The sequence below is a fragment of the Alkaliphilus sp. B6464 genome (assembly GCF_018141165.1).
GTDB lineage: Bacteria > Bacillota > Clostridia > Peptostreptococcales > Natronincolaceae > Alkaliphilus_B.
Window position 1 is genome coordinate 2,503,761 of record NZ_CP058557.1, and the last position, 23,350, is coordinate 2,527,110.

Consider the following 23,350-nt stretch of genomic DNA (forward strand, 5'->3'; position numbering starts at 1 on the left):
TATTGTAATAAACTCTGTCAAAGTTGTAAAACATAGTAATGTATATTCCAAATTATATTGCAAAGTTTTAGTTATATATTGACAAAATATAGTATGTTATATATAATTCATATAAAATATATTGTTAAAAGTGATGAAGAGAAGTAGTAATATGGATTAACTCTTACAGAGAGGAGGTTCTAGGCTGAAAAACCTCTAGATAGACCATTTGAAGCAGTCTCTGAACAATAATCTTGAAACTAAGTAGAGATTATCGGCAAAGCCGTTATACTTTATTTCCTAGAGTGATCGTTATTTTTAGCGATAATTAGGGTGGTACCGCGAGAATACTCTCGTCCCTACAGTTTTATTATGTATGGATGAGAGTTTTTATTTTTATATTTTTTAAACTACAGGAAAAATTATGAAGGAGGATTATTTTTATGAAGAAATTAGGCGTGAATGAAATTAGAAAAGAATTTCTAGAGTTTTTTAAAACTAAAGGTCATATAATACAACCTAGTTTTCCTTTAGTACCTCAAAAGGATAAGAGTTTATTGTTAATAAACTCTGGAATGGCACCATTAAAACATTATTTTGCAGGGATAGAAGAGCCACCAGGAAAAAGAATGGCTACGTGTCAAAAATGTATTCGTACAGGTGATATTGAAAATGTAGGAAAAACAGCAAGACATGCTACTTTTTTTGAAATGTTAGGTAACTTTTCATTTGGTGACTATTTCAAAAAAGAGTCTATTCAGTGGGGATGGGAGTTTGTAACAAAGAATCTAGAGTTACCAGTTGATAAGCTTTGGGCTACTGTATATTTAGAAGATGATGAGGCTTTTGAAATCTGGAGTAAGCAAGTTGGTTTGCCAGAAGATAGGATTGTTAGGTTAGGTAAGGCTGACAACTTTTGGGAGATCGGTATAGGACCATGCGGACCATGTTCAGAAATTTATTTTGATCGTGGACAAAAGTACGGCTGTGGAAGTAAAGACTGCAAACCAGGCTGCGAATGTGACAGATATGTTGAATTTTGGAATCATGTATTTACACAATTTGATAGAGATGAAGATGGAAATTATAATCCTCTTCCAAACCCCAATATAGATACAGGTATGGGACTAGAGAGAATGGCTTGTATTATGCAAGGTGTAGACTCTATTTTTGATATAGACACAATGCAATATATATTAAATGGAGTATGTGAAATTACTAATGCACAGTATAATAAGGATGAAAAAACTGATGTGTCCATTAGAATTATAACTGATCATGTACGCTCTATATCTTTAATGATTGGTGATGGAATACTGCCAAGTAACGAAGGCAGGGGTTATGTTTTAAGAAGATTATTAAGAAGAGCTGCACGTCATGGAAAATTATTAGGAGTAAATAGAGCATTCTTGTACGAGTTAGTAGATAGAGTGGTTAAGAACTATGGTGAAACCTATACCGAGCTAATTGAAAAGAAGGATTATATTAAAAAGGTAATACAAGTTGAAGAAGAGCGATTTATGGAAACTATAGATCAAGGTATGGAGATTTTAAACCAATATATAGAAGAATTATTAGGTGCAAGTGAAAATGTATTAAGTGGAACAAACGCATTTAAGTTATATGATACTTATGGATTCCCATTTGATTTAACTAAAGAAATATTAGATGAAAAAGGACTATCTGTAGATGAAAAGAATTTTGAAAGTGAAATGGAAAAACAAAGGCAAAGGGCTCGGGAGGCAAGGCTAGGTATTGATACTGAGGCTTGGAAAGACGATGTTTTTGCAGGACTAAACAAAGATATCAGTACAGTTTTTAAAGGATATAATAATTTAGAACTAGAAGGAAAAGTACTAGCTATTATAAATAATGGTGAAGTTGTTGAACAAAGTACTATAGGAGATGAAGCTACTGTCATACTAGATGAAACTGTTTTCTATGGTGAAGGTGGAGGACAGGTAGGCGATATTGGTGCTTTATACAATGAAACAACAAAATTAACTGTATTAGATACTAAAAAGGGACCACATAATCAAATTCATCATATTGTCAAAATAGAAGATGGATTACTTCATGTTGGTGATACTATTAAAGCTAAAGTAGATGTTACTACTAGAATGAATACTGCTCGTAACCATACTGCTACTCATTTATTGCACAAAGCTTTAAAAGATGTAGTAGGTGAGCATGTTAATCAGGCAGGGTCTCTTGTGACTCCTGAAAGGCTAAGATTTGACTTTACTCATTTCGAAGGATTAACAAAGGAGCAAGTAGCTAAAATTGAAGAAAATGTTAATAAACAAATATTAGGTGGACTAAATGTAAACATCTTTGAAACATCTATAGATGAAGCTAGAAAGATAGGTGCTCAAGCTTTATTTGGTGAAAAGTATGGTGATATAGTTAGAGTAGTTAAGGTTGGAGATTATAGCACTGAACTTTGTGGAGGAACCCATGTAAATAATAGTGGTGAAATAGGAATTTTAATTATATTAAGTGAGACAGGGGTTGCTGCTGGTGTAAGAAGAATTGAGGCTATTACAGGTATTGAAGCATATAAATATGTACAAAAAAATCAAGAAACAATACAAAAAATAGCAGAAACATTAAAGACGCAAACACAAAATGTAATTGGGCGTGTAGATGAATTAGTACAAGAAGTAAAGGAAAAAGATAAAGAAATAGATAAGCTTAAAAGTCAGTTAGCAAGCAATTCCACTGGGGATTTTTTAAATAATGCAGAAAGTATTAATGGAGTAAACATAATTGTTGAGTCTATAGATAATCAAGATATGGACGATTTAAGAAAAATTGGAGATGCATTAAAAGAAAAGATTGGAACAGGAGTAATTGTTTTAGCGTCTGACAACAATGATAAGGCTAATTTTGTCGCTATGGCTACAAAAGATGCAGTTTCAAAAGGAGTACATTCTGGTAATTTAGTTAAGGAAGCTGCTAAAATTGCTGGTGGAGGTGGCGGTGGAAGACCAGACATGGCACAAGCAGGTGGAAAAAATCCTGAAAAAATAGAAGAAGCTTTAGCTATTGTAAAGGATCTATTAAAAATTCAATTAAATGGGTAATTTAATAAGTAAGAGCATGGATATCCATGCTCCTACTTATTTCAATAATTTCATATGATATTCCTTAGTATATAAGGGTATAATATGGTAAAATAATATTAATCTAATACGAGAGGGGAATAACTATGTCAGAAAAACTTAATTTTACTATGAAGTTTGACCTAGATAAAGAAAAGGAAACAAAGGCAAAGGATATAATTCTAACTGTATATAAAGCCTTAGAAGAAAAGGGGTACAACCCTACAAATCAATTTGTTGGATATATTTTATCCGGAGATCCTACTTATATTACAAGCTACAATAATGCTAGAAGCTTAATAAGACAAATAGAAAGAGATGAATTATTAGAAGAGCTATTGAAGACATATTTAGATAAAAAGTAGGTGATTTGAAATTGAATATAAGAGTAATTCGATTTGTTGCAGCATTACTTTTAGTAGTGACAATAGTAATAGGAATATCTTATGGAGCAGAAAATAACATACATGACTATGATAATGTTAAGGTAGTAATGGTTATAATTAATCGAATTGATTTTAGTGATTTAGAGAAAATGCCTTATGTAAGACAATTAATAGACAAAAGTTCTATTGCCCTAATGAACACTAAGGCTTCTGGATCAAATAATGAATTTAAGTCGTATGCTACTATAGGATGGGGGATACGATCAGAGGCTTCACATAATACCTCTTTATTTTATAATCTAGATAAAGATACTGAATCAATCTATGAGAGGCGTACTGGGAATGAGGTATCTGAAAAAGGTATTATTAATTTAGATATTAGTAAATTAATTATCCAAAATCAAAGAAGTGAGTATGGTTCCACACCCGGCTCGTTGGGACAAGTATTAAGAGAACATGGATATAAGACTTCGCTAATAGGCAATAGCGATACTGATGATACTGAAATTAGATCTGCGGGTTTAATAGCTATGGACTTCAATGGATTTATCGACTCTGGAAACGTAAGTAGCGATCTAATAAAAGAAGATATAACAAGACCCTTTGGTATTAAAACTAATTTTGGGTTGTTACTAGAAGAATTTGAAAAAGCATATTTAGATTCAAATTTAATAGTAATTGAAACTGGAGATACTACAAGGCTAGAAAGATATAAAGAAAATCTATATCCTGAAGCCTATGAAAACCATAAAACAAATATATTAAATGAAATAGATGAGTTTATTTCTAACATCGTTGAAAACTTTAATGAAGAAAATACTAAACTTATGATTGTTACTCCATATCCGTCTAATGCAGCGGCAAGTAAGGGAGAAAGATTAACTCCTGTTGTTATCCATGAGGGAGGAAATGATGGACATATTCTATATTCACCAACTACAAGAAGAGATGGAATTATAGGCAATGTAGATATTGGACCAACAATTTTATCTTATTTTAATTTAAGCTCGGATAAAATGACGGGGAGAGCATTAATATCATATCAACATGAGGATAACTTAAATTATATTAATAATTTAAACAAAAGAGTAGTTAATACATCTACACAAAGGTATAGGGTTTTATATAGCTTTGCTATATATGAAATAATTACTTCACTTTTATCTTTAATATTAATAATGTTTAGAAACAGTATATCAACTAGATGGTATAAGTATATGTCTCTAGCATTGGTTGGAAATATGGTTGCACCTTTCACTCTATTACTAATACCTTTATTTGGGGTAACAAATATTACAATCACATATTTATTACTTTTAGGTATTACAATAGGTATAGTATTTTTAATTTACTTATTAGCTAATGGCAATCCATTAAATTTAATTTTATATTCTATGGTTCTGTTAGTTGGTGGTCTATTGATTGATACTATCGCTGGACAAAATTTAATCAAAAATTCTCTATTAGGTTATGATCCTATAATAGGTGCAAGATATTATGGAATAGGTAATGAATACATGGGTATACTTATTGGGGCTGTTTTAGTATTAACTACTGTTTTATCGGAAAAATATTCAATTAATAAATACATGCTTATAATAATTTATGGATTTGTTACTATTATTATAGGATTTCCTAGACTTGGAGCAAATGTAGGTGGTACAATTACAGCAGTATTTGCTTTTGTGTTTGTATTTATTAGACTACTGGACCAAAAAATTAATATTAAGAAACTAATTTATATTGCTTTGGCTGTAATAGGGGCAGTAGGTATAATGGCTATAATTGACTTGTTTATCCTAGAAAGTCAGTCTCATTTAGCAGGAGCAATAAAACAAATTATTTCAAGTGGACCTATTGTAATATATCAAATTATAGTTAGAAAAATCTCTATGAATTTAAGAATTATGGGTGTAACCATTTGGAGTAAGGTACTTTTAAGCGCAATTGTTGTTTTAGGTATACTTTTTTATAAACCTATTGGATTTATAAAACAAATATCATTGAAGTATCCTAAAATAGCTATAGGCTGGAGTGGGATAATCGTTGCTTGTATTATTGGCTTTGCGGTTAATGATTCTGGTGTAGTAGCAGCAGCTACAAGCGTAATATTTTTAACATCAACAATACTGTATTTAATAATTGATGATTTAGGTCATTAAAGCCGGCGTAGCCGGCTAGAATTTTTTACTAGTACTGGAGTGGTTATTATAGAAAAAAGAAAATTAGGAAATACAAATATTGGAGTTTCGAGACTTTGCTTCGGAAGCTTAACTATGGGTCCACTGCAGACAAATCAAAGTCCAAAACAAGGTGGAGATTTATTATTATATGGGTTTGAAAATGGAATTAATTTTATTGATGCAGCAGAGCTATATGAAACTTACAAACATATAGGACATGCCTTAAAGTATTGGGATAGAAGTAAGGTTATAGTAGCTACAAAATCTTATGCTTATTCTAAGGAAACAGCTGAAAGCAGCTTAAAGAAAGCACTAGATGAAATGGATACAGATTATGTAGATTTCTTTATGCTACATGAACAGGAAAGTGAACATACTATACGCGGACACTATGAAGCTATTGAGTACTTTTTAAAGATGAAAGAAAAAGGATATGTTAGAGGTGTTGGATTATCTACTCATACGGTCGAGGCAGTAAGAGGAAGCCTAAAATATAAAGAGATAGAAGTAATACACCCTATTGTAAATATTAATGGGTTAGGCATACAGGATGGTACCATTGATGACATGCTTTTAGCACTTAAAGATGCCCATGATTTAGGAAAAGGAATATATGGTATGAAACCCCTAGGGGGAGGTAATTTGTTGAGAAATTTTCAGCAATGCTTTGATTTTGTGTTAGATCTTCCCGTGCTTGATTCTATTGCTGTTGGAATGCAAAGCAAGGAAGAAATAGATGTTAATGTATCCATATTCGAGGGAAGGGAAATAAATAAATTATCATTAGATAAAATTAAAAGCAAAGAAAGAAAGTTGAGCATTTCTAATTGGTGTGAAAGATGTGGTAAATGTGTAGAGGCTTGTAGTCATAATGCTTTGCAAATAATTGATGATAAGGTTGTAGTGGATCATAACAAGTGTGTACTATGTAGCTATTGTTCTAAATATTGTCCCGAATTTTGTATAAAAGTTATCTAATTAGGAGGTAGAAAATGCCGAGAATAATGGGTTTAGATGTAGGAGATAAAACTATAGGAGTAGCTTTGAGCGATCTGCTAGGATGGACTGCACAAGGATTAGAAACTATACGTAGAATTGGAATAAAAAAAGATCTTCAAAGACTTGAGGAGATTATTAAAGAATATGAGGTAAATAAAATTGTTGTAGGCTTACCTAAAAACATGAATGGAACTATTGGACCTCAAGGAGAAAAGGTATTAGAATTTAATGAACGATTAGGAAAAAGATTTAATAATATAGAAATTGTTCCATGGGATGAACGCTTAACTACCGTAGCAGCTGAAAGATCACTAATAGAGGCAGATGTTAGTAGAAAAAAACGAAAAGAAGTAATAGATAAAATTGCTGCTATTTATATTTTACAGGGATACTTAGATAGTTTAAGTAAATAATAAAATAAAAATAGTATTTTTTTATATGGATTTAGTATATAATACAACTATGGTAGTGATAGCCATAGGAAAGGAGAATATATCAATGGAAGAAAGAGACGATATAATAACACTAGTAGATGAAGATGGAAAAGAGCAAGATTTTGAAGTGATAATGACCCTTGAGGTAGAAGATAATGAATATGCGATTTTAGCACCTGTAGGATCAGATGATGAAGAAGACGCTTATGTTTTTAAAATCGTATATGATAATGAAGAAGAATTCTCGCTTGTTGCTATCGAAGATGATGAAGAATATGAAAATGTAGTAGCTACATATGAAACATTAATGGATGAAGAAATGTAAATAAAAAAGAGATGAACTTTAAAGGGTCCATCTCTTTTTATATAATGGATAGTAAAGAATATGTTTTCCTAATATAAACTTTACTTTAAACACATTTCAGCCATGCTTATCTGACTTAAAAAGATTTTGGTAGAAAATCTTTGTTATATTTATTACTTCAAATGAACATAATAATGTACAGTTAGTAGGATCAAAAGATATTAAACGATTGACAAACTTGGAATCCTTTACTATAATATTACTTGAAAAGCATTATTATTTGAGAAATGAAGGTGGGAAAATGGACAACCTGATTGATTCATTAAAAGAAAGACTAAAGGAGAAAGGTTATAAATTAACTCCTCAGCGAAGAGCTACATTAGATACTATTATTGAAAATCAAGGGAAACATTTAAATACCGAGGAGATTTATGATCTTGTAAAAGAGAAGTGTCCTGAAATAGGACTTGCAACTGTGTATCGAACTTTACAACTATTAGATGAGATGTCAGTTCTTTCAAAGCTAAATTTAGACGATGGATGTATTCGTTATGAACTAAATACTCATGAAGATGACCATCAACATCATCATTTAATTTGTCAAAGCTGTAATGATGTAATAGAAGTGGAGCTAGATCTATTAGAGCATTTAGAAGAAGAAATAGAAAAAAAATATCATTTTACTATTAGGGATCATACTGTTAAATTTTTTGGTATCTGTTCTAAATGCCAGTAGTCTTGCAGAACTTCTGCAAGACTTTTCTACATATATACTAGATATTTTTTTATTGTTTAAGAAGGCATAATTTTTTAATTATTGATGAATTTTAAAGAAGTAGACGATTAGTAGCATTTTAAGTATTTTAAAGTTTAAAATAGATTTCATGTGGATATAAAATATTGCGATAGTATGAGACGAATTTTTTAAATATAATTTTATGTTATTTAGGAAAATATATATATAAGATAAACAAATTTTAGTTATTTTAATTAAATATGATAAAATCTATATTTATTTGAGGAAATTGGATATATATTTAATAATATATAGTATGATATATCCTTATTAAATAATATAGTTTCTATATAAATGGAATATGTGGTAAAATATATTAGACGAAATGAGTCCGGGTAATTAGTACTACTGTATTAATAATAAAAACAACAAACGGAGAAACGATATGACAAAAGGAGAGATAATAGTGGCTAGAAAAGCAACAAAAATTAAAATTATTCCACTAGGAGGGCTAAGTGAAATTGGAAGAAATATGACCGCATTTGAATATAAAGATGAGATCTTGATTATTGATTGTGGACTAAGTTTTCCAGAGGACGATATGTTAGGGATTGACATTGTTATTCCAGATATAACATATTTAATGAAGAATAAGGATAAGGTTAAAGGAATAGTATTGACCCATGGACATGAAGACCATATTGGAGCATTACCTTATATTCTTAAAAAATTAAATGTTCCAGTATATGGTACAAGGCTTACATTAGGGTTAGTAGAAATTAAAATTAAAGAACATAAGCTTAATAACGTACATTTACAAAGAGTAGATGCTGGTCAAACCGTCAAACTCGGAGAATTCGAAGTAGAGTTTATTCGTACTAGTCATAGTATACCAGACTCCTGTGCTATAGCTATACATACCTCTTTAGGTGTAATTTTCCACACAGGGGATTTTAAAGTAGATTACACACCTATTGATGGTCAACTAATTGACTTACATCGTATAGCAGAACTAGGTAAAAAAGGCGTGTTAGTAATGATGGCTGATAGTACAAATGTGGAGAGACCAGGATCTACACTGTCGGAACGTAGTGTAGGATCAACATTTGAAAATATTTTTAGAAATACTAGAAAGCGAATTATTGTTGCTACTTTTGCATCGAATGTACATAGAGTACAGCAGGTGTTAGATTCAGCATATAAATACAATAGAAGGGTAGTAATCTCTGGTAGAAGCATGGTAAATGTAATATCAGTAGCTCAGGAACTAGGGGCTTTAAATGTGCCAGAAGGATTAATTATTGATATAAACGAAATGGATCAATATGACGATAACAGAATTGTTATTTTAACAACTGGAAGTCAGGGCGAACCTATGGCTGCTTTATCAAGGATGGCAAGTTCTGAACATAGAAAATTAGATATTCAGCCTGGAGATTTAGTTGTTTTTTCGTCTAGTCCAATTCCAGGAAATGAAAAATCAGTTACTCGTGTAATCAATCAGTTATTTGAAAAGGGTGCCGAAGTTATTTATGAAAGTTTAGATGAAGTCCACGTTTCAGGTCATGCTTGTCAAGAAGAGTTAAAGTTAATGCATAGATTAGCTATGCCACAATATTTTATACCAGTTCATGGAGAATATAGACATTTAAGACAACATGGAAAGTTGGCTGAAAGCCTAGGTATGCCTAAAGAGAATATATTTATTGGCCAAAATGGTACTGTTTTTGAATTTGGTAAGGACTATGGGAAAATAAGTGGTAGCATACAGTCAGGTAGAGTATTAGTAGATGGATTGGGTGTAGGGGATGTAGGTAATATTGTTCTTAGAGATCGTAAACATTTAGCAGAAGACGGATTAATGGTAGTAGTAGTTACAATTGCTAGAGAAAATGGTAAGGTTGCAGCAGGACCAGATATTATTTCAAGAGGTTTCGTTTACGTAAGAGAATCTGAAGATCTAATGGATGAAGCTAGAAAAGTTGTTCGAAGTGTGTTAGATAGTTGTGAACAGCAAAATATTAGGGAATGGTCATCGCTAAAAAGTGCTATAAGAGATAGCCTAAAGGATTTTCTATATGAAAAAACTAAGCGTAGACCAATGATTCTACCAGTAATAATGGAAGTTTAAGACTAAACCGCCTTGGTAATTTTACTCCAGGGCGGTTTTTATTATTTATTCCGGTGAGAAGTTAAATATTAGGTATGATAATATTAATAATAGAACTGGGGGGATAGTATGAACATATTTTTATATTTAATAATCTTAGGATTAGGTGCATACATAGGCAACAAAAAGCTACTAAAAGATTCTATAATGAAAAAACTAGATTATATTCAAAGTCTTTCACTTTTATTACTTTTATTTATTATGGGTGTCAGTATAGGTATGGATAAAGATGTAATTACCTCTTTTGCTGCAATTGGCATGCAGGCTATAGTTTTAGCAGTATTTTCAGTGGCATTTAGTATTTTAGGTGTTAAGATTATATCCAAAAAGGTACTTACCTTGGAAGAAAAGAGGGGAAAAAGTGACTGTTAAAATATTATTAGCTGTTGGTTTTGGCATATTATTCGGATTGTTTATTTTTCCTGTAAATATGGCTACGTATATGAGTACATTTATTAGTATAGGACTTTGTATACTGTTGTTTTTTGTTGGTATAGATATAGGAAGACAAGAAAATATAGCTAAAAAAGTAAAGGAATTAGGCTTGAAAGTTCTTTTAGTTCCTTTAATGGTTGCATTAGGTAGTATTATGGGTTCTATGTTAGGTGGAGCTATACTAGGTATGCCAATTAACCAGGCAGGAGCAATTGGAGCAGGGTTTGGTTGGTATAGTTTATCGGCTATTGAATTAGCAAAACATAGTGCTCAGCTTGGAACATTGGCATTTATCACAAATGTTTGTAGAGAAATTATTGCAATAATTATAATTCCTATAATTGCTAAGTATATAGGTAAATTAGAAAGTATTGCACCAGCAGGGGCTACAGCGATGGATACCACATTACCTATTATTTCAAAGGCTACAGATGGAAACGTAGCTGTTATTTCATTTATTACAGGTGTATCATTGTCGTTATTAGTACCAATTTTAGTACCATTTTTTATGATTTTACAATAAATTTATTTAAAGACTTATTTTCGATAAAAAATAACATGATAATGATATTATTGTTGAAATTTCACTATTTCCACGGAAATTAATATTTCAAATAGAATATTTTAAATTTAGAGATATAATACAAGGCTTCGGCTGACTAATAATAAGGGATATGTGAAAAACTATTAGCAATGGACAATAATTCTTGTAAAAGTATACACACAATAATATAATATTAAGTGATTATTAGATATGTTATTTTTAATTTTATATATCTTGATTCTTCTATCTTAATTAAAAGCATGAAAAGGATAAATTGATACGTGGTATAACCCACGTATTAATTTATGATAAAGGAGTTGTTTACCTTGAGCAATATAACATTACCATTTGTAGAGGAATATATTAGAGGAATTTTACCGAGCAATGAAGGACTTTTTCGAGAGATGGAGCTATATGCTGATGAAAACCATGTACCTATAGTTCATAAAGAAGTAGGTGTTTTATTGCAAGTAATTACAAAATCTATTAGGGCAACAAAAGTATTAGAAGTGGGGACCGCTATTGCCTATTCCACTCTACTATTTTGCGAGGCTATGGGAGATAATGGGCACATAACTACAATTGAAAGAAATGCAAAGAGGATTTGCTTAGCTAGAGAAAATATTAAAAAAGCAAATAAAACCAATAATATTCATCTGCTAGAGGGCGATGCAACGGAAATTTTAAAAAGTTTAGAAGGCAAGTATGATTTAATTTTTTTAGATGGAGCAAAAGGACACTATAAGGATTTTTTAAATGATTGTATTAATCTATTAAATCCTGGTGGTTTGTTGATTTCAGATAATATTTTATATAAGGGCATGGTTGCAACAGATGAGTTAGTAGTGCGTAGACAACGAACAATTGTAAATAGAATGCGAGAATATTTACAATACATATGCAATCATCCACAATTAGATACTAGCATTATACCTATAGGAGATGGACTAGCTATTAGTTATAAAAAGTAGAAATAGTAGGAGGAATGAAAATGAAGAAGGTAGAATTATTAGCACCCGCAGGGGATTTAGAGAGATTAAAAGTTGCAATTATGTATGGAGCAGATGCAGTATATTTAGGGGGACAAATATTTGGTCTAAGAGCTGCCGCTAAAAATTTTAGCTATGAAGATTTAACAGAAGGAGTACGCTTTGCACATGAAAGGGGAGTAAAGGTATATGTTACAGCTAATATTATTCCTCATAACGAAGATTTAGAAGGATTCCCGGAGTATTTGGAACAAATCTATAAAATAGGAGTAGATGCCGTAATTGTTTCAGATCCAGGTACATTTTCCATAGTAAAAGAAACGGTTCCTAACATGGAAGTTCATATAAGTACACAAGCAAATAATACAAATCACATGACTGCAAAATTTTGGGCAAGTCTTGGAGCTAGTAGAGTTGTATTAGCTCGTGAGCTTAACTTTAAAGAGATTAAAGAAATTAGAGATAATATACCAGAAGATCTTGAACTTGAAGCATTCGTTCATGGTGCTATGTGTATGTCATACTCTGGTAGATGCCTGCTTAGCAATTATATGGCAAATCGTGATGCTAATAGAGGCGAATGTGCTCAGCCATGCAGATGGAAATACAATTTAGTTGAAGAAAAAAGACCAGGAGAATATATACAAGTAATCGAAGATGAAAAGGGAACATACTTTATGAACTCTAAAGACCTATGTATGATTGAATACATTCCAGAAATAATTGAATCAGGTATAACAAGCTTGAAGATTGAAGGTCGAATGAAAACTACCTACTATGTAGCTATGGTTGTTAAGGCATATAGAGCGGCAATAGATAGCTATTATGATAATCCTAATAACTGGCAGTTTAATCCTAAGTGGATGGAGGAGCTAAAAAAAGCAAGCCATAGAGACTTTACAACAGGATTTTATTTGAATAAACCAGGACACACTGAGCACCATTATGATAATACATCATATGTAAGAGACTATAGTTTTATTGGTATTGTTAAAGATTATGATGAAACAAATAAAATTGCAACAATAGAGCAGAGAAATCGATTCTTCCTAGGTGATCAAATTGAAATTACTGGGCCTAAAGAAGATGTAGCTATGACTATTGCAGAAATGTGGGATGAAGATATGAATCCAATTGATGTAGCACCTCATCCACAACAGATTATAAAAATTAGAGTAGAACTACCTGTAGCAGAAAACTATATTTTACGAAAAGAAATAAAGGCTGGGGAGAATGAGTAAATGAGTAGTAGACCTATTTTGATTGGTATTATTGGTGGAACTGGTTCTGGAAAAAGCACAGTTGCTAGGGCTATTTTTCAAAGTTTACCAGAAAAAAATATAGCAATTATTCAACAAGATTCATATTATAAAGATCAAAGTCATTTAACTTTCGAAGAAAGAACAAAAACAAATTATGACCATCCACTAGCTTTTGATGCCACCTTATTGAAACAACACTTAAGTGAGTTATTAAATAATAACTCTATTCAAAAGCCTATTTATGACTTTGAACAGCATACAAGAAAAAAAGAAACAGAAACAATATATCCTAAGGATATAATTATTTTAGAGGGTATTATGATCTTGGATGACTCAGAGTTAAGGAAGATGCTGGATATTAAAATCTTTGTAGATACAGATGCAGATGTTCGTATTATTAGAAGGATATTGCGAGATATGAGAGAACGTGGGAGAACGTTAGAATCTGTAATAGATCAATATTTAACAACTGTAAGGCCAGCGCATTTGCAATTTGTTGAACCTAATAAAAAATATGCAGATGTAATTATTCCAGAGGGTGGATACAATCAAGTAGCTATTGATATAATGGTAGCTAAAATTAAATCAATTATTGAAAATAAACAAAAACTAAATTCAAATAGAGTTAAGAATAGCTAGGTATTAAATAAAATATAGTATAAGTATAACCCCCTATACGATTGGTGATAATATTTAAAAAAGTATAGGGGGGATTTCTATGTCAAGAATAAAGCGTAAAAGAAATGAATGCAGCATGGTTAACATAAAAAGATTATTGTTTATCAGAGCCATATCCTTTTGTATTTTTATAGGACTAATTGTGCGTTTATTTTATATACAGGTGATAAAATATGATTTTTATAATGCAGAAGTAATTAAACAAAGACAGATTAGTATTCCAGTTGATAGTGGTAGGGGATTAATACTCGATAGAAACTTTATTCCTTTAACTGATAGAATAGAGCAAAAGGTAGCCATTATTTTTCCTCAACATTTTGTTGCAAACACAAGTAACATTTTATTTTTACAGGAGATTACAGGTAAAGAATATGAAGAACTATTTAATAAAGTAAAAAATTCTAAATATACTTTAGAGTTCTCAGTAAAAGATGATCTAAACTGGAATGATAGAAGATTTATAAATACTAAGGGATTATTTATTGTTAGTAAAAGAATGCGCCACGATAGTAATGGATTTTTAAATCATGTAATTGGATATATAAACCAGGTAGATCTTAGAGGTATGTCAGGTATTGAAGGAGCGATGGATGGGGTGCTCAGTGGAAATACAGGTAAGTCTTTAATAGCAACATTAGATGGGCGAAAAAAATTTCTGCCTGGAGAAGGATATGCGGTAGCTAGTACCAATAATAAAAGCCAAAATCTTAGGTTAACCATCGATTATCACATACAGAGAATAGCTGAAGAAGTTATAGACGAAAGTAGTATGCCAGGTTCAGTTATAGTTTCAGACATACAAACTGGTGAAATACTAGGTATGGTAAGTAGGCCTAATTTTGATCCTAGCAACATATCATATCATCTTAAAAGCAAAGGCGATGAATTATATAATAAGGCTATTCAAATGGCATTTCCACCAGGATCTATATTTAAAATAGTAGTAGCTATAGAAGCATTAAGGCAGAATCCTCTATATGCAGATGAAATATTTGAATGTTTAGGTTATGAGGCTGTAGGGGAAATAGAGATTAAATGTTCATCCTATGAAAAAGGAGGACATGGACAAATAACAATGGATAGAGCATTTGCTGAGTCTTGTAACTGTGTATTTATTCAGTTGGCTCAAAAAATAGGGACAGGAAATATTATTAATATGGCAGAACAGTTGGGTTTTAATAACATAGTAGATATAGGTTTAATGGAAGAAAATTCAGGGAATCTTCCTAGTGGAAATGATTTGTTAGGACCAGCCTATGGAAATATAGCTATTGGCCAGGGACAAATATTAGCAACTCCACTTCAAGTCAATCAATTAACTCAGTTGATAGCAAATAATGGATTAAAGAAATTCTTATATATTATGGAAGATATTGTTGATAATGACTATGTTACTTTAAAAAAATCAAATATAGCAAAGGAGCAGCAAGTACTAGATTCAGAATTAGCTAAAAAGCTAAAGCTATGGATGAAAAAAGTAACGCTAGAAGGGAGTGGCCGTCAGGTTGAGGGGTTGTCTAACATTACTGCTGGTAAAACAGGATCGGCAGAATCGGTAGAAAATGGAGAAGAAGTAGTTCATGCTTGGTTTACAGGATACTATCCAACAAATAGCCCTAAGTATGCGGTTACTATTTTTATACAAAATGGAAGATCTGGAGGTGGTGTTGCAGTTCCGATTTTCAGAAAAATAGTAGAAAAAATGATGAATTTAGGGTATAAATAGCAAATATGAACAAAATTCTCCCTACCAAGATTTCAAAGTTGATTTTATTGAAACTCTCTATGGCATAAACCCTCTATCTAAAGAATAGAGGGTTTATGCCATCCTTATTATAAATAATATAAATATAATATAGCTTATACAATTATATAAGTACATGCACATATATAGACTTCAGAACATATTATTTAAAGTGACATACTATTTAGGTTTTTAAGGGAGGAGATGATCTACATGTGGCCGATATTACTAAGTTTATTTCCCGTTACACTAAAGCCAATATTATTTTTAGTATCTTACGTTTCTAGCAGTACATCTTTTCCACAGCCATTAACACCAGAAGAAGAAGCAATGTATTTAGAACAATACGAGCAAGGTAATGAAGAAGCTAGAAATATATTAGTGGAAAGGAATTTACGGCTTGTGGCCCATATTGTAAAGAAGTATTCTAATATTGGCCGAGATATGGATGATTTAATTTCTATAGGTACTATTGGATTAATTAAAGGAATTACTACCTTTGATAGATCAAAGGGAACAAGACTTGCAACTTATGCTGCAAGGTGTATTGAAAATGCTATACACTCCTAACGGAAACATTATTCTGTTTCCCATGGTGGAACTTGCTTTTTTTCTGAAATACTACCGAACATAATTATTTCTGCATTTTTACCATTCCAGATTATTTTATCAACTATAATTTTAAGGAATGCTCTTTTATCTTCTATATCCATTAAGTCAACACTATGATTAAAATTCGAGAGTATACCTTTCATAACATCAAGACTATTTTCTTTAGCTTGATTTTTTTCTTGTACTTCTTTAAGTCTTAGAAGTCTATCTTTAATTTGGGTAGTTTCTTTATCTAATCCTTCAATCTGATCAATAATATATTTTGCAGCTGTACTGTTTTGATTTTGTGATAGGGAACTAACTAGATTGCCTATAGATTGCCCATTATTTTTAATATTAGATTCTAGCATGGATATTTCATTTTCAATAGCATTTTGGGCTGTCTGAAGGCTAATTTTATCATTTTCAATACTATCCTGTACATCTGAATTTGACATAGCTAAATTTTTAATTCTATCAATAATCAAGTGATCAAGTTCATTACCTTTTATATTTTTAATATTACAACGAGTTCTTTTACTTTTTTCCTTCATTTCGCACATATAATAAAAGATTTGTTCACCATCTTTATTTTTTCTTCCCATTTTAGGACGCATATAACTTCCACAGTTGCAATAAAGAACTCCAGATAGTAAACTATTAGTATTTTTAACTCTCCTATATCCCTTAGATTTATTCTTATACAATAGATTTTGTGCTTTAATCCAGGTAGTACTTTCAATGATTCCTTTATGTGCTCCAATGGCTACTATCCACTCTGACACGTCTCTAAACCTAATAGAACTTTTACTATCTTGGTTAGTTTTATTATACGCCATTATTCCATGTTTGCCGGTAAATTCACTTTCGTGAGAGTAAACTTCATATCCATTATCTATTATGTAATCATACATAGCCTTATCTGCTACTGCATAAACAGGATTAGCAAGAATAGATCTGATAGAGTACCTGGTAAAATCAACGTCATTTTTACTTTTAATATTATTCATAATTAGGTATTGTTCAACTTTTGTTAAAGATTTAAATTCTAAATATTTATCGAATATCAATCTAACTATTTCTAATTCATTATCAACAGTAGATAGTTTAAACATTTTTCTCTCCTTTCCGGAAGGGTCCGTATAAATAATTTGTTTAGAAGAATATCCTGTAGGAGTTATTCCACCAAGCCATCTTCCGGTCTTAGCTAGTTGAAGCATATTATCCCTTATACGTTCAGCAGCAGTTTCACGTTCTAATTGTGCAAACACAGAAGATATATATAGCATAGCTTTACCCATAGGTGTAGAAGTATCAAATTGTTCTTTAATAGACACAAAACCTACTCCATTACTTTCTAATGTTTCAAAGGTGTTAGAAAAGTCCATAACACTCCTACTAATACGGTCCAGTCTGTAGCAAATAAGAATATCAAACTTTTTCTTTTTAGCATCTTTCATAAGTAGCTGAAATTGAGGTCTATCAGTATTTCCTCCAGAAAAACCTTCATCTTCATAAATATAAAAATCATCATCTTTTATACCAAAGTGAGTAGTAGCATAGTTTTTACATAGCTGTATCTGATTTTCTATACTATCACCTTTACCAGTAAATTTTGATTTTCTTGAATAAATTGCTACTTTCATTAAATTCACCCCTTAGATATATTATAAAGTATTTTATAAAAACAAAAAGCCCTTTAATGGGCTTCTCATATAAAAAACATATAATAAAGATTTATTCAAACAGTTTTGACATATCAGCTAAATTACCAGTTATAGCGTTAGTAAAATCGTCACTAGGATTTATTATCCAGTTGTTATTTTCTTTAACTAAATCTATTTTAACTGTTTTCTTTACCATAGGCATATCATCACTATTCACTTTATCCAAAAGCATTGTATTCATTAAATCATCTATATTATCTTCGGATTTATCTTCCTTAAATGCAGCTGCAAAGGCTAAAGGTAATGCTTCTTGAATTAGTTCAGTCATAATTTTACCTAAGTTAGGGCCATTTATTTCAGTTTCTACTGTAGCAGTATCTCCATTTACTTCTGAACTTAATATCTTATAATTCAGTTTACTATATGCCTTTAAAAATGCTTCCTCATTCATTTTATTTTCATTATTGAATACCTCTTTTACTTGGTCTTCGGAATCAGACTTTATATATTTATTCATTCCTTCTATATTGCCAGATTTTAATGCATCTAAATATCCACTAACACTAGCTTTTGGGTCTGATTTTGCACAAGCAGTCATACTAAAAACTAACGCAATAATAAGTAATGCAGATAAAAATTTCTTCATAAAAAAATACATTCCTTTCGATTTAAAATGTTCTGCTAAATTTTAGTATATTAATACTAGCTACATTATATATGGACTCTATTGAAAAAAACATCAAACTTTGTCGAAAGAAAAAATGTTTATATTATAAATGAAGAAGGCCATAAGGTCTTAAATGAAATGAAGAAAGATACTAAACAGAATCTAACTAAGCTATATTGATTTCTTTAAAATTAGTATTAATATACTTGGTACATTTTCATTTGAAATTTTCAGAGTTAATTATAGCTTAATTTTTGAATAGGACAAAATGCATAAAACATAAGATTTATTATTAAGGGGGGTGGCAAAATGGCGAAGGAGCCTGCTATAAGCATAACAGTAAAAGGACTAGAGACAAAAGAAGATAGAGAGTATTTTAGTAAAAAGTGTGCTGAATTTTGGATGGAGATTATATCTAAAAAAATTAGTGAGTTGCCAATAAGCCACGAAAACAAAGTAGAATTTGCTAAAGAGGTAGTTGAAGAAATACATAAAAAATCAAAGAAGATTTAAGTTACCATGAGAAGAAGGTTCAACCAACCTACAGACAAGGTAAAATTTACATGTTAAGGTGTAAGAAAAGCTAGATAGTTCTCCCATTAGAGACTGTGAAAAAATTCTATTAGGTGTGGAACATACTAGGGCTTTTATGTTGGATAATATTATTTATTTTATATACATATAAACCAAATTTACAGTAAGATTGCATAAAAAGTAATCAAAAAGACATCAAAAAGTAACTGAAATGTAAATTAAGCTTAGTATAATGACATTATAGAGATTGATAGCTTAGAAAGAAAATGTTTCATCCCCTTTATTTAACCTCACCGGGACTTACTCGGTGGGGATTTTTTTATTACTCAAAACTAGATAAAATTATGAAATACGCAATAAATTGTTTAGCAATGGCTATTATCAAAAAAACAATTATTATAGTATATACTTGCAAACAGTATTAAAAGGAAAGACTCTATAGTGTTTTTTTATAGAGTCTTTTTCCTTAAGAGAGTTTTAAAACTGCTCTGTACAATTATTTAGGAATTGTTTAACTATACCTTTTGCCATCACATCAGCCATTTGTAAAGCTTGTTTTTCAATCTTGTCGTATACTGTAATGCTATCTTCATACCTTTTTGTAAGCATATAAACAGCTTCAGATTTAGTCAGTGCCAAGTGTTCATATAGCATTGTTCTCCAGTCTTCCTCAGACCAATATGGGTTGATACTACCAAGGAAAGCGGCAATTTCATCTGCGTTTGCATACCATCTTTTTTCAGTCTCAGCTACTGCTTCTGTATTACCTGCCTTAGCTTCTTTGACAAGTTGCGCAGCGATGACAAGATGACTTGTAAGTAAATCGGCAAATTGGGAGGCGATTTTATCTCCATAAAAAGGCTTTAGAGCTGACTCAAAGTCTTTAGGATTTCTGAGAAGACGATTAATCACAAAGTCTACATCTGGTAAATCAAAAACAATACTAACAATGGCCAGCCTGGTCCAAACAACGTGTTGTACCCAAAGCATACGCAATTGCATAAATGGTAGTATGGTATCTTTGAGCTAATATCCATAATGTGTCATATGGCTGAATTGTATAAGGAAATGTTTTTGTTGGATATTGGCACATATTTAATCACCACTTTCGTAATTTCTATATATTACTGTATGATTATGTAAATAAAAAAATGCTATTCTAACTACCTTTATATTTGAAAAGGTGATAAATTTGGAAAACTAACTAAAGAGTAATTAATAGAATTGGTATTAAGGTTACATAAGTCACTGGCCATTAAATTACATCAATGTAGTACTAAGTAAAAAAAGAAAAAGAAAATGAGTACTAAATTAATCATCATTAGGGTTGAGCCTTTCTAAAACATCAGATTTGAAGAATAATCCATTATTAGAGAAAACCTTAATTAGAATCAATTTATCTCGTTTAACTAGACCATCTATATTTTGATTTCAAAAAATTTTAAATAAAATTCACCAAAATACAATTATAGAATATTATGTACTAGGCAAAAGGACAATGAGATTGTAGACATCATAAAAGACTGATAGGAGGAAATAAAATTGGATAATAGAGAAGTTTTCATAAATAAAAGAGATGTAGAGTGTCATAATAATAAATTTGAAAATGCTGTGGTACACAAAAAACCTGAAAGTAAGACATCTTGCGTTGAAGTTAAAGCTGAAACTCTAGGAGATTGTGAAAATAATCCAGTAAGATTAAACCCAATTACAGCAGGTGTTGTAGCGAAAATACCAGTAGTTTTAGCTGAGTTAACAGTTCGGTTCAATGTTAATGCAAAAATTGATCTGCCTGAGCCGGCTATTGAAATTAAAAGGATTAAGAAAAAGGTAAAAATAGTTCAATGTATGCTTATACAAGATACCGACATTTTATTTATTAAAGGATTTGTTCGTAAAAACATTGAATTTGCTACAAAAGAATGCTCACATCATCACGGAATGTGTGGAGATATTCGCCATTGCACAGTAGATGTTCCATTTGAATGTACAACTGTTGTTAAATTTAATGGTACACGTCCAGCACCTCTTATTACTAATACATCAAATGAGTTTGAATTTTTTACATCAAAAGAATTATCAAATGATTTTGCTGAAAAAGATAGACTATTATCAGGAGATCTATCAGAATTTAATCAAATCAGCACAGAGTTTTTCAATGAACTAACATTTTGTGAATTAATAAGTGCTAAAATTGTTGAATTTGATGAGTTTTTACATCGTGAACGTCCGAAACATACAGATCTACCTGTAGGAGAAAAACTATTCACAAAAATTGAAGAAAAAATGGTTATAGCTATTACACTTAAAATTTTACAAAACAGACAGGTTGCAATTGGTCGAACTAGTAGAGAGTGCCTGACAGAGCAAGAATAATATTTTACTAATAGGGTATGTAAAACTACATGCCCTATTCTATTATTATATAGAAAAGAACACTAGATAAAAATATATTGTACTTCCATACTATGTTGCGTATAAAAATGTGTGAATGATTTGTTGAAAATATATTAAAAAACAAAAAATAAAACTTTTTCCTATTATGATCCATATAATACTTATAATAAAAACGAATTAAGGTATAATTTTATTTTACCACCAACGGTTGATAAATTTGATATACTTTTTAATATATCCATAGTTTGAGTATAGTAATATGTTTCCGTAATGTGAGTATAGCAAATGAAATATTGATGACCATTAGATCGAACAAGAAAATTAAAACTGAAGTATCGCTACAAGATCCTATTGGAGTAGATAAAGAGGGCAATGAAATATCGTTAATTGATATATTAGGAACCGACCCAGATGAAGTAGTAGATGAGGTAGAACTAAAAATGCAAATTAAAAAGCTATATTCTAAGATGGCTAGTGTATTAAAGTCAAGAGAACGGGTAGTGATAGAACTCAGATATGGAATATGCAATGGTGGGTCTAAAACGCAACGTGAAATTGCCAAGATGCTAGGTATTTCAAGATCCTATGTTTCTAGAATTGAAAAAAGAGCAATAAAAAAGTTAAACAAAGCATTGAATGGAAATAATTAAAGGTCAAAGATGGCCTTTAATTTTTGTTTTTAACATAAAATATAGAACAATTTATATGTGATTTCATAACAAATATATATTATAATAACAACTACTAACTTAAGAACAGAAAAAGATTTATTTGTGAAAATTTTATCTAAAATATATCAGAATACATTCTTAATAGTTATATTTTAGAGTTAGATATGGAAGAATTATATAATAAGTCATTAGAAAAATTAAAAATTGTAGATGATTTTTCTGATAGTAGCATATATTATGCTTTCAAATATGAATATATCATATAATTTTACAATTTTAAATATAAACAGAAAGAGCACTTACCTATGCAAGTGCTTTTGTTATGGGATGAATTAAATTATAAAGGCAAATTGTATCAAATAACGGATTTCAAGCAGGCATATGGTATAGGGGAGATCTAGCTGGGATAATAGGCCTGCATAGTATGGACTCTACAAACAAATCAACGAGTATAGGTTACTGGCTAGGTGAAGGGCACCAAGGTAAAGGGATAATGACAAAAGTAACTAAGGCATTGGTAGAGTATATATTTACAGAATTAAATCTAAATAGAGTAGAGATCAGATGTGCTGAAAATAATTACAAGAGTAGAGCTATTCCTGAAAGATTAGGATTTACTAAAGAGGGGACTTTAAGAGAAACAGAATGGCTTTATGACCATTATGTAAATCATATTGTTTATGGTATGGTAGCTAGTCAGTGGAAAGGTCATAAAAGATAGAAAATATAATGGGAGGAGGGACTTGCCCCTAGGTCCGCAGAAAAATTAAATAAAGCCTTAAATGAAAGAAAAATCTATACAAAGCTCATAGCTCTGTATAGATTTTTTAATAAAAATATGGCAGCCAAGTTATTGTTGATTTATTATCAGATAGA

The 23,350-nt window shown here is 30.9% G+C and carries 22 protein-coding genes and 1 other annotated feature; of the genes, 19 read left to right on the top strand and 3 right to left on the bottom strand.

The genetic code is table 11. The features are described 5' to 3' along the window. The first annotated feature begins 124 nt into the window (after nucleotides 1-124). Nucleotides 125-343, top strand: a binding site (T-box leader). 79 nt (nucleotides 344-422) lie between these two features. The 15 genes from alaS to HYG84_RS12605 all read left to right on the top strand — a co-directional run bounded on the left by alaS (nucleotide 423) and on the right by HYG84_RS12605 (nucleotide 16,517). Then, nucleotides 423-3,065, top strand: a complete 2,643-nt coding sequence (gene alaS, locus HYG84_RS12535) for an alanine--tRNA ligase (RefSeq protein ID WP_212377737.1) — start codon at nucleotides 423-425, stop codon at nucleotides 3,063-3,065. A 125-nt stretch (nucleotides 3,066-3,190) separates the two neighbouring features. Beyond that, nucleotides 3,191-3,448: an IreB family regulatory phosphoprotein gene (locus HYG84_RS12540; protein ID WP_212377739.1), complete on the top strand. Its 258-nt coding sequence runs from the start codon at nucleotides 3,191-3,193 to the stop codon at nucleotides 3,446-3,448. A gap of 11 nt (nucleotides 3,449-3,459) precedes the next feature. Continuing rightward, nucleotides 3,460-5,631 carry a hypothetical protein gene (locus HYG84_RS12545; protein WP_212377741.1) on the top strand — a complete coding sequence of 724 codons (2,172 nt, stop codon included), beginning with the start codon at nucleotides 3,460-3,462 and terminating at the stop codon, nucleotides 5,629-5,631. Between the two features lie 39 nt (nucleotides 5,632-5,670). Then, the gene (locus HYG84_RS12550; protein ID WP_330655457.1) at nucleotides 5,671-6,630 is read left to right on the top strand and encodes an aldo/keto reductase; all 960 of its coding nucleotides are present in this window, start codon (nucleotides 5,671-5,673) and stop codon (nucleotides 6,628-6,630) included. A 14-nt stretch (nucleotides 6,631-6,644) separates the two neighbouring features. Beyond that, nucleotides 6,645-7,064, top strand: coding sequence for a Holliday junction resolvase RuvX (gene ruvX, locus HYG84_RS12555; protein ID WP_212377743.1), 420 nt, complete (start codon nucleotides 6,645-6,647; stop codon nucleotides 7,062-7,064). 25 nt (nucleotides 7,065-7,089) lie between these two features. Then, the gene (locus tag HYG84_RS12560) at nucleotides 7,090-7,410 is read left to right on the top strand and encodes a DUF1292 domain-containing protein (RefSeq protein ID WP_330655458.1); all 321 of its coding nucleotides are present in this window, start codon (nucleotides 7,090-7,092) and stop codon (nucleotides 7,408-7,410) included. Nucleotides 7,411-7,690: 280 nt separating this feature from the next. Continuing rightward, entirely contained in the window at nucleotides 7,691-8,125 is a 435-nt protein-coding gene (locus tag HYG84_RS12565) for a Fur family transcriptional regulator (RefSeq protein WP_212382261.1), read from the top strand. 466 nt (nucleotides 8,126-8,591) lie between these two features. Then, a complete protein-coding gene (locus tag HYG84_RS12570) occupies nucleotides 8,592-10,256 on the top strand; it encodes a ribonuclease J (protein ID WP_305829048.1) in 1,665 nt (554 codons plus the stop codon). Between the two features lie 108 nt (nucleotides 10,257-10,364). Beyond that, on the top strand, nucleotides 10,365-10,667 hold the full coding sequence (locus tag HYG84_RS12575) for a DUF340 domain-containing protein (RefSeq protein WP_212377747.1): 303 nt from the start codon (nucleotides 10,365-10,367) through the stop codon (nucleotides 10,665-10,667). Further along, complete coding sequence (locus HYG84_RS12580) at nucleotides 10,657-11,253, top strand: lysine exporter LysO family protein (RefSeq protein ID WP_212377749.1); 597 nt, start codon at nucleotides 10,657-10,659, stop codon at nucleotides 11,251-11,253. Before HYG84_RS12575 ends, HYG84_RS12580 begins: the two co-directional genes overlap by 11 nt. A gap of 347 nt (nucleotides 11,254-11,600) precedes the next feature. Further along, the gene (locus HYG84_RS12585) at nucleotides 11,601-12,245 is read left to right on the top strand and encodes an O-methyltransferase (protein ID WP_212377751.1); all 645 of its coding nucleotides are present in this window, start codon (nucleotides 11,601-11,603) and stop codon (nucleotides 12,243-12,245) included. A 20-nt stretch (nucleotides 12,246-12,265) separates the two neighbouring features. Further along, nucleotides 12,266-13,504, top strand: a complete 1,239-nt coding sequence (locus tag HYG84_RS12590; protein WP_212377753.1) for a peptidase U32 family protein — start codon at nucleotides 12,266-12,268, stop codon at nucleotides 13,502-13,504. Beyond that, nucleotides 13,505-14,164, top strand: a complete 660-nt coding sequence (gene udk / locus HYG84_RS12595; protein WP_212377755.1) for a uridine kinase — start codon at nucleotides 13,505-13,507, stop codon at nucleotides 14,162-14,164. A 79-nt stretch (nucleotides 14,165-14,243) separates the two neighbouring features. Further along, nucleotides 14,244-15,929, top strand: a complete 1,686-nt coding sequence (locus HYG84_RS12600; protein WP_212377757.1) for a peptidoglycan D,D-transpeptidase FtsI family protein — start codon at nucleotides 14,244-14,246, stop codon at nucleotides 15,927-15,929. 231 nt (nucleotides 15,930-16,160) lie between these two features. Next, nucleotides 16,161-16,517, top strand: coding sequence for a sigma-70 family RNA polymerase sigma factor (locus tag HYG84_RS12605; RefSeq protein ID WP_212377759.1), 357 nt, complete (start codon nucleotides 16,161-16,163; stop codon nucleotides 16,515-16,517). Between the two features lie 8 nt (nucleotides 16,518-16,525). Here the strand turns inward: HYG84_RS12605 and HYG84_RS12610 are convergent, their stop codons facing one another. Next, a complete protein-coding gene (locus HYG84_RS12610; protein ID WP_212377762.1) occupies nucleotides 16,526-18,184 on the bottom strand; it encodes a recombinase family protein in 1,659 nt (552 codons plus the stop codon). Nucleotides 18,185-18,275: 91 nt separating this feature from the next. Further along, complete coding sequence (locus HYG84_RS12615; RefSeq protein ID WP_212377764.1) at nucleotides 18,276-18,851, bottom strand: DUF4878 domain-containing protein; 576 nt, start codon at nucleotides 18,849-18,851, stop codon at nucleotides 18,276-18,278. Between the two features lie 330 nt (nucleotides 18,852-19,181). Between HYG84_RS12615 and HYG84_RS12620 the strand changes: the two genes are divergently transcribed. Next, nucleotides 19,182-19,385 carry a hypothetical protein gene (locus tag HYG84_RS12620; protein ID WP_212377766.1) on the top strand — a complete coding sequence of 68 codons (204 nt, stop codon included), beginning with the start codon at nucleotides 19,182-19,184 and terminating at the stop codon, nucleotides 19,383-19,385. Nucleotides 19,386-19,883: 498 nt separating this feature from the next. On the opposite strand, the gene HYG84_RS12625 is transcribed toward HYG84_RS12620, so the two are convergent. Then, nucleotides 19,884-20,396, bottom strand: a complete 513-nt coding sequence (locus HYG84_RS12625) for an acetylglutamate kinase (RefSeq protein ID WP_249168612.1) — start codon at nucleotides 20,394-20,396, stop codon at nucleotides 19,884-19,886. Between the two features lie 552 nt (nucleotides 20,397-20,948). Here HYG84_RS12625 and HYG84_RS12630 point away from each other — a divergent pair. From HYG84_RS12630 to HYG84_RS12640, 3 genes are all read left to right on the top strand, one after another. Beyond that, a complete protein-coding gene (locus HYG84_RS12630; RefSeq protein ID WP_212377768.1) occupies nucleotides 20,949-21,782 on the top strand; it encodes a CsxC family protein in 834 nt (277 codons plus the stop codon). A gap of 293 nt (nucleotides 21,783-22,075) precedes the next feature. Next, complete coding sequence (locus HYG84_RS12635; RefSeq protein ID WP_256442532.1) at nucleotides 22,076-22,453, top strand: sigma-70 family RNA polymerase sigma factor; 378 nt, start codon at nucleotides 22,076-22,078, stop codon at nucleotides 22,451-22,453. Nucleotides 22,454-22,889: 436 nt separating this feature from the next. Then, nucleotides 22,890-23,195, top strand: a complete 306-nt coding sequence (locus HYG84_RS12640; RefSeq protein ID WP_334301100.1) for a GNAT family N-acetyltransferase — start codon at nucleotides 22,890-22,892, stop codon at nucleotides 23,193-23,195. Nucleotides 23,196-23,350: the final 155 nt, after the last annotated feature.